The sequence below is a fragment of the Hallella sp. genome (genome assembly GCF_037460745.1).
Classification (GTDB): domain Bacteria; phylum Bacteroidota; class Bacteroidia; order Bacteroidales; family Bacteroidaceae; genus Prevotella; species Prevotella faecis.
This window is the reverse complement of sequence record NZ_JAXVAE010000030.1, coordinates 1-7,946: the sequence shown is the minus strand read 5'-3', so window position 1 is coordinate 7,946 and position 7,946 is coordinate 1. Positions and strand designations below refer to the sequence as shown.

Below are 7,946 nucleotides of genomic sequence, written 5' to 3'. Positions count from 1 at the left end.
ATACAAAAGGAGGGTGCACCATAAATGACCATAGTCAATTATGACACACCCTCCTTGTAGCAAACCTTGTCGGCCCACGCGCCATCGGCCGAGGTCAGCACCACCACGGCTTGGTCGTCGTTCTTCAACTTGAAGGGCGCATGGATCTGTGAGATCGAGCTCTTGGCATCGCACCATATCACCTTATGCCCATGGGCGGGCACAAGGGTGCTTACACCCGCTTCGTCGCCAATCCTATATTTGCGTGGCGCCCGCTCGTCGTTGGAGAGGTACCATCCGGCCAAGTCGACCTCCTCGTCCGATCGGTTGTACACCTCCAGCCAATCGGCTTTCTTGCCATAGTCGTTGATATAGATGTCGTTGCCCGCACTCACCTCGTTGATGCACAAAGTGCTACGATCGGCCTCATCCCTCTTCTCGTACACGGCCTGCACGGTATAGGCGCCAGGCTCATAGCCCTCGCTCAACGCAAACGTGGTATCGGTCGACACGCGCTCCCCATCGACCGTCCATCCCACGAACCTATATCCATCAGGGGCTGCGCACGCGAGACGTATGGGTGCGAAGAGATAGCCGTCGAACCAACTGGTCGGCACCTCTTGTCCGTTGAGCAGGAGACGTGCCTGCCCCAGGTTGGTTGAGAGTTTCACGGCATAGTCGGCTTGCAAGCCGAAGGCCATCATGAGGCTCTGCTTCAAGGCGGGGCGCCTGTCTACGCTGTCGGCGAGTCGCTCGCAAAGCAGGTCGGCCTTGGCCTTGGCCGTTTCGTTCTCGAGGGCCAAGGCGGGTTCCACCACGGCCAACATGTCGCGCACAATGGGGCAACAGCGTTCGGGATGAAACACACTTCCGTTCATGAGGCAATAGGCGTCGATAAACTGCTTCTTGAAAGGAGCGTAGCGCAGCATGTTGATGAATCGTCGTGGCAACGATCCCGATCCTTTGGTCATGATTTGGAGAATCATGTTGGTGTCGCCAAATCCGCCATCCACATCATGCAGCACGATGTGGAACTTAGCCTTGTCGTCCTTGGCTCTGAATCCCTTGATGTTCTTCAGTCCGCCACGCAGCCAATCGAGGTTGCCCATATAGATCTCCGCTGCCATGTAGTTGCAATACTCGTCGATGTCAACGATGTCGCTGATTTCTCTCCATGTCGTCGTGTCGTTGGGGTTGTCCACGAGCTTATAACTAAGGTCGAACCATTTGTTCATCATCTCCTTGTCGCCCTCCTTCATCACGACGTCGTTTTCCCATTGGTCGATCTCGTCTTTGTCGATGCCATAGTTGCTATAGGCAAACTGCTTGTTGCTTTCCTCCCTCAGGTTCATCATGCCCAGGTATTTGCCGTTGAGCAACACATGGGCAGGCTGCCACGCCTGACAATCGATATACACGCCACTGGTGCGGAGCAGCTCGTGGATGGCCGCGTCCCATATTCGCGCCCTACTGTCCTGCCCTCCATTGCGCACCAGGAAGTTCTTGGTCTTGATATAGGGCTTGCTTCCGAAAAGAGGATAGCCGAAGGTGTTGATTCCCTCAAACACCTTGCTCGATTTCAGCTTAAACGACGATCGGTTCTCGAAGTCGCCAAAGCCAGGGTTGAACCGGGTCCACCCACCAAAGATGGAGAAGGCGGCTTCCTGGTTGAGGGCGTGGTCATAGCCATCCTGCGCGTTGGGCACAAAATATTCCACGTTAACCGGTCGCTCCCAGTCCATGTTCTGGTTGGCCTTCACCTTCGAGTTGTTGGCCACGCGCCCATTGGTTCCTTTCACATAGAGTCCGATGGTGTCGTCGAAAAAGTTGTCGGGGTCGCTGTTCACACACAGCACGGGCAGGCTATACGCCGTGTCCTGCTTGATGAAGGAGCGTGTGGCCACCGGACTGTTGAGGTATCCTTCCTGCGCCAGCATAAATCGGTAGATGGTGGTTTCGGAGCCCTTAAAGCGGCCGTCCTTGCTTTCCAGCGAGCGGTCCACCTCAGGTGTGCTTCCGTCGGTAGTGTAGTAGAGCTTGGCCTGTGCGGGGATGGTTACGGCAAACTGGTACGCGTCGGTGAACGGTCCTCCGTGGGTGTCGATGGTGGGCATGGGCAGTCGTTCCTGCGCCGTGGCGCTTCCTTCGTTCGTTTCGCCGGGCGTAGCTTGGCTCGTCCATCCCCATGCGTCGCCGCCATCTGTTTTCCGGATATAGGCGCATCGGGCTATGCTCTGTGGGTAGGCCACGGCGTCGACCAGCCGTTGGTTGGGTTGCGCCAGCTCCAGCAGGCCGCCGTCGGCATCCAACTTAAAGGGTATCTGCGCCGAGGCGTACGGACCATAATAGCCGTCCTTGCTGTTGTGGTCGAACCACACCACTCTGAACCCCCGAGCGGGCACCACGCCATGCTCGTAAGTAAGGGTGTGGGTGGTCCTAAGGCCGTCGGCGTCGGTATGGCTCAGCACGTACCCCGCCAACCCGATGTCTTCGGCCGAGGGGTTATACAGTTCCACCCATCCTCCATAGTTGTACGATGGGTCGATCCACTGGTCGATGTTGGCCACTTGTATCTCGTTGATCATCAACTGCTGCGCATGTAAGGCCGTGGCGCTCGCCAAGAGGCACGCCGCAATCAGTATTCTCTCTCTTCTCATTGTCTTCAAAAAAAATAGTTACGCCCGCTATTTGGCCACCACCTCATCTACAAAGAGCCATCCTTGGCGCGGGGAGCGCTGGGCTTGGATATGCAGGTAGCGCGTGGTTAGCTTTCGGCGAAGGGTATAGGTGCAGATGGCGTAGGGCAGATCGTGGGGCTGGGCGCTGCAGGGCTCGCCATTGACGGTTACTTGCTGTGGGAGGAATATCTCAGGTCCGGTAATTTGCAGGAAGGGTATGCTCACCTCGTGGAGGGTGCGCTCGGCGCCGAGGTCGATGGTGATGTCGAGGTCGCAGCAGTAGCCTTGCCATCGCCCGTCGTTGTTGTTCCACGACCCTTGCCGCCCGTCGGTCAAGGCATCGTCGCCGCCTGCCGCATAGGCGCTGCTGTAATGGCAACGGCCGTTCATCCGCACCTTGGCTCCCAAGGCCTTGTGCCTCACCCTGCGGCCATACTCGGGGCGCTGCCCTATCTCCCTTCTGAGGTCAAAGGCGTTGAAGCCAGCGCGCCGCAAGCTATCGCTCACATGCGTCGCCCATTTGCGAAACGCCTCATACGAGCGTGTGCGCCCCATGCCCACCTCGCTCACAGCAAGGGCGCGCGGCCACAACTGGTACTGGAGCAACTGGGGCGTGGGCACATATTCGGTGAAAAGGCACACCTGCACGCCCAACAGGCGGTGGCGCATGGGAGCGATGAGCTGTCCCACCTCCCACACATGACTGAGCGGGCGGTAGCCGCCCATGGCCTCGGGTTGCGTTTGGGGTGCATCTTGGTAGCTGTCGAGGTAGCACCATGCGCTGGGGCACATCACCACCTCATGGCCCAAGGCCAGCGCCTTCTCGCCCAGTTCGGCGTTGCGCCACACCATGATGACGAGGGTGCTGTCGGCCTCCGTGTCGGTAAGGGCCTCATCCCACACCACCATCTTGCGCCCCAAACTGCGCACGATGGCGTTCAGGCGTCGTATGCCTTGGTGGTAGAGTTCTTTCTGCGTGGCGGTCTCGTCGCCTCCACAATGTATATAAGGTGATGGGAACACATCGGCCACCTCTCTCAGGATGGTCTGCATAAATTGGTAGGTGGCGTTGTTCGCAAGGTCCATCTCGGCATGGTTGAAGGCCACCTCGGGATAAGCGGCGCACACTTCCTCGCTATGGCCGGGAAACTCTATCTCGGGCACGATCGTCACGCCCTTGTCTTGCGCGTAAGCCACCAGCTGCCTGAGCTGCTGCTGGGTGTAGTAGCCGCCAAAACCGTTCTGGCTGTCGCTATAGGCGCGCACGTAGCCCACGTCCTGCCCATCGGCATGCGGAGGCGTGTTCCACCAGTCTTTCCACACCAGACGGGTGCGCCACGCACCCACCTCGGTCAGTCGCGGGTAGGCTTTGATCTCCATGCGCCATCCAGCAGCGTCGGTGAGGTGGAGATGCAGGATGTTGAGGCCGTAATGGCTCATCACGTCGACCTGGCGATACAACTCGTCGATGGGCAGAAAATGGCGGCTCACATCGATCATCACGCCACGCCACGCCAACGGGCGCGCCTGGGACGATTGGGACGATTGGGAGGTATGGGCGTAGCCCAACAGGGTGGCACCAAAGGCAAGGAGGGAAAGGAATAGTCGTCTCATCATTCGTGGTTTTAGGTTGTTAGGGATAGTGCAAACGGTACATATCTTTTGCAAAGGTAACAAAATACCCAGAATAAGTTTGCAGGTTTGCGCTTTTCTTCGTAGCTTTGATGTCAAAATCAACTAATTACCCACGTATGAGAAAAACATTAACCACCATTGCTCTGGCCTTGATCGCCCTCACGGTCATGGCGCAAGGGTACGTTCCCACCCAGGAAAACCTTGCCGAACGCGAGGATTTCCGTAACGCCAAGTTGGGCATCTTCCTGCATTGGGGCATCTACAGCATGTTTGCACAGGGCGAGTGGTACCTGCAAAACGCCGTGCCCGACCGCATGGAGTATGCCAAGGCCGCCGACGCCTTCTACCCACACCGCTTCGACGCACGCCAATGGGTGCGCGCCATCAAGGCCGCAGGAGCCAAATACATCTGCTTCACCACACGCCACCACGACGGATTCTCCATGTGGGACACGCAGCAAAGCGACTACAACATCGTGAAGGCGACACCCTTCAAGCGCGACATCGTGAAGGAGCTGGCCGACGCATGCCACGAGGAAGGCATACGATTGCATCTCTATTATAGCCACATCGACTGGATGCGCGACGATTATCCAATGGGGCGCACAGGGCACAACTGCGGAAAGGACGCCAGCAAGGGCAACTGGCCCCACTACTTCCAGTTTATGAACGCCCAGCTCACCGAACTGCTCACACGCTACGGCAAGGTGGGCGCCATCTGGTTCGACGGATGGTGGGACCACGACCAAGACGCCACGCCCTTCAACTGGCAGCTCGACGAGCAGTATGCGCTCATCCATAAGCTACAGCCCGCGTGCCTCATCGGAAACAACCACCACATGGAGCCCAACGAGGGCGAGGACATACAGCTCTTCGAGCGCGACCTGCCCGGAGAAAACAAGGCGGGATTCGTCGACAAGGCAGCACAGGTCAGTCCGCTGCCACTGGAGACTTGCGAAACCATGAACGGCATGTGGGGGTACAAAGTGGTCGACCAAAACTACAAGTCGACTAACGAAATCATACGCCTGCTCGTCAACACCTCGGGCAAGGGCGCCAACCTGCTGCTCAACATCGGCCCGCAACCCAACGGACAACTGCCCGCCTTGGCACTCGACCGACTCAAACATCTGGGCGAATGGATGAGCACCTACGGCACCACGCTCTATGGCAGCCAGGCCGGACCCGTGAAGCCGTGCGAGTGGGGAGCCACAACCGAGAAGAACGGCACTATCTACGCCCACATCTGTCCCGCCGACACCACGAAGATGCCTGCAGCCATCACCATCCCCATGGCCAAGAAGCCCAAGGCCGTCACCCATTTCCCCAGCGGCGCAAAGGTGGCCTACACCTACAAGAACAAGCAGCTCACCATCGACGTGCCCGCCAACCCGACCACGCCCGACCACGTCATCGCCATCAAGCGATAACACACCACGTCAGCACACCCCACACACCCTTTAAACCCTTTAAGCCCGAGGGAGCAACCCCACTCAACCGACTGCTGTCGGCGGGAGAATTGCTCCCTCGGTTTTTTTGCTGCGCGTGGGGCAACGCCAACAAAAGAGAACACCTCAAGGGATCGTCGCTCCTGACTTCGTCACTGTGTCACCCAAAATTCTTCGTCAAAGTGGTTTTTCAGATATTCCACCGTAGCAGCCTTGCTCGTTGGATATGCCAAACGGGCCTTTACAAGCTTGCGGAACACATCATCGTCAATACGATTGAAACCAATCCGGTCAAACGTGCGGTCCAATATCAAGTCGCATCCGTTGAGAAGGATGTTGCTGACATTGGACAGAACACGGCGGACTTCTTCACGCTCACGGTCACACGCTTCACGCTCCTCACCATACAAATCGAGTTGTGGATGCCGCCGGGATTCTACCTTGGAAATCCATTCATGACCTGCATTTACGAGACTGTCTATTTCGTTTGAATCTTTGGCCACACCAATAGTAATCAACTCTTTGTAAATGCCCTTTGTTTTCTCTGCAACAACAACACTTGTTGTTCCAGACCGATTCTTCTTTCTTTTGACGAACATAGTTAAAAGACCTTTTGCGTACCCCCAAATTAGGGTATACAAAGATACAAAATGTTGTTTATCAATCAATTACAAAATGGACATTTTTGAGTGACGAAGTCAGGTGAATGATAAAAAATGTCTTACCATGTCAACACTTATTTTGTTTTATTTACATTTACCCATTTAACGCTTTTTGCAAAGTATCTGCCTAATATCATTACAAGCAAACTAATAATAGATGCATAGGTCGCATTTTTCTTTAAATCTTTCTCAAAGGCATACTTTCGGATACTTGAAATTTCATCATTGAAAGATTGTCTGTCCTGTTCTGCATCTTTTTTTGCTTCCTCTTCATATTGCTTTAATATAGATTGTGGCAATTGTTTCTCCTTCGCTTCTCTATTGGCATATGATAACGCTTCCTTATCATTCATCCCCATGATTAAAGAATAATCAATTGCATTTATGGGCTCAATGCTATGTACAAAAGCAAATGTCTTGAAATCCGATGAGAAGCCATGGACATTCTTCCCTTTGCTTTTGAAACTCGGAGCCATACAGACTCTTTTTGCGTAGTGTTGCCACCAGTGAAACATTCGGTTAGAACTCATCGTTGTTGGGTCATAGCAACTTTCTCCCCAATAACTATTTTCATCTAATGGCTTTGCATCCTTTAAATGAATAAGTTCGAACCCTATCATGTAAGCAAGAGATATAACTAATGCAATACCTATCATCTTTAAGTTTCCGACAATCTCATTGACTATGGTAGAACTATAATCTTTACCTTTCTTGGAAAACTCAACCTGTATAGGATTTACTTCTTTGGTAACTATGATTACTTCGGAAGTACCTTCTTCTGAAATGTTTTTGTTATTAGCAGGTAGGATAGTACTATTTTCAGACAATAATAATTCATCTATAACTTTTTCTCCGCAGTACTGACAGAACGAAGAATCATCTGCAATTTGTTTTCCGCAATGCTTACAATACATAATCTGATCTATTTGTTGGGTATGACGACATAACCGGGAACATTCTCGGCATAGTCGAGAAAATGTAGATAAGTAAAATCTAACTGGTGACTTCTCCCATATCTGCTTCTAGTGACGATCGTTGTAGATGATGGGGGCAGTGTAAACATATGGTAGTCTTTATCGTCATCATACCAATAGAAGTATTGGTTGGGAGAATTAGCAACCCTATTGTCTTATGATCCGCATCTTGGCCGTTTGTCGTATATTTGACCATATACTCAACCAAATCTCTTCCTGTGTCATTCTTATAGACATTTTTTCTCACGATACATGGTGTCTGCTCCAACCAGTTCCGACTTTGGTATCTTAACAATTGCACCTGTAGTTACAAGTTTTATGTGAGCAAGATGTGATTCTGATTGAATTCGTTTCCTTTCGGAACAGCCTCCAATAGCACAAAGTACAAACCAAAACATTATCAGACGCCCTATGAGACAGCCCATAGGAGTTGCAGATATTCCCGCCCTCTTGTACACCAACTTGATAGCAAATATAATAATTGCTGTGATAGGTAAGCTTATCAAGAAATCTGTAATTAGTACTGATGCGATAAAATCGCATAGTTATTAAAATTCATCAAATAAAGTG

At 52.9% G+C, this 7,946-nt stretch carries 5 protein-coding genes; 1 reads left to right on the top strand and 4 read right to left on the bottom strand.

Translation table 11 applies throughout. The features are described from left to right. Positions 1-38 precede the first annotated feature (38 nt). Both WKK33_RS00645 and WKK33_RS00640 read right to left on the bottom strand, forming a co-directional pair. Entirely contained in the window at positions 39-2,636 is a 2,598-nt protein-coding gene (locus WKK33_RS00645) for a lamin tail domain-containing protein (protein ID WP_337932035.1), read from the bottom strand. Positions 2,637-2,663: 27 nt separating this feature from the next. Then, positions 2,664-4,274: a family 20 glycosylhydrolase gene (locus WKK33_RS00640; RefSeq protein ID WP_337932033.1), complete on the bottom strand. Its 1,611-nt coding sequence runs from the start codon at positions 4,272-4,274 to the stop codon at positions 2,664-2,666. 134 nt (positions 4,275-4,408) lie between these two features. Between WKK33_RS00640 and WKK33_RS00635 the strand changes: the two genes are divergently transcribed. Continuing rightward, positions 4,409-5,722, top strand: coding sequence for an alpha-L-fucosidase (locus WKK33_RS00635; protein WP_337932031.1), 1,314 nt, complete (start codon positions 4,409-4,411; stop codon positions 5,720-5,722). 170 nt (positions 5,723-5,892) lie between these two features. Here WKK33_RS00635 and WKK33_RS00630 read toward each other — a convergent pair whose 3' ends face one another. Both WKK33_RS00630 and WKK33_RS00625 read right to left on the bottom strand, forming a co-directional pair. After that, entirely contained in the window at positions 5,893-6,339 is a 447-nt protein-coding gene (locus tag WKK33_RS00630) for a hypothetical protein (protein ID WP_337932029.1), read from the bottom strand. Positions 6,340-6,476: 137 nt separating this feature from the next. Further along, a complete protein-coding gene (locus tag WKK33_RS00625) occupies positions 6,477-7,316 on the bottom strand; it encodes a zinc ribbon domain-containing protein (protein ID WP_337932027.1) in 840 nt (279 codons plus the stop codon). Positions 7,317-7,946 lie beyond the last annotated feature (630 nt).

Excerpts from the sequence above, each read along its gene's own strand:
- WKK33_RS00645 (WP_337932035.1), bottom strand. The coding sequence starts at position 2,636 with ATGAGAAGAGAGAGAATACTGATTGCGGCGTGCCTCTTGGCGAGCGCC.
- WKK33_RS00640 (WP_337932033.1), bottom strand. The coding sequence starts at position 4,274 with ATGATGAGACGACTATTCCTTTCCCTCCTTGCCTTTGGTGCCACCCTG.
- WKK33_RS00635 (WP_337932031.1), top strand. The coding sequence starts at position 4,409 with ATGAGAAAAACATTAACCACCATTGCTCTGGCCTTGATCGCCCTCACG.
- WKK33_RS00630 (WP_337932029.1), bottom strand. The coding sequence starts at position 6,339 with ATGTTCGTCAAAAGAAAGAAGAATCGGTCTGGAACAACAAGTGTTGTT.
- WKK33_RS00625 (WP_337932027.1), bottom strand. The coding sequence starts at position 7,316 with ATGTATTGTAAGCATTGCGGAAAACAAATTGCAGATGATTCTTCGTTC.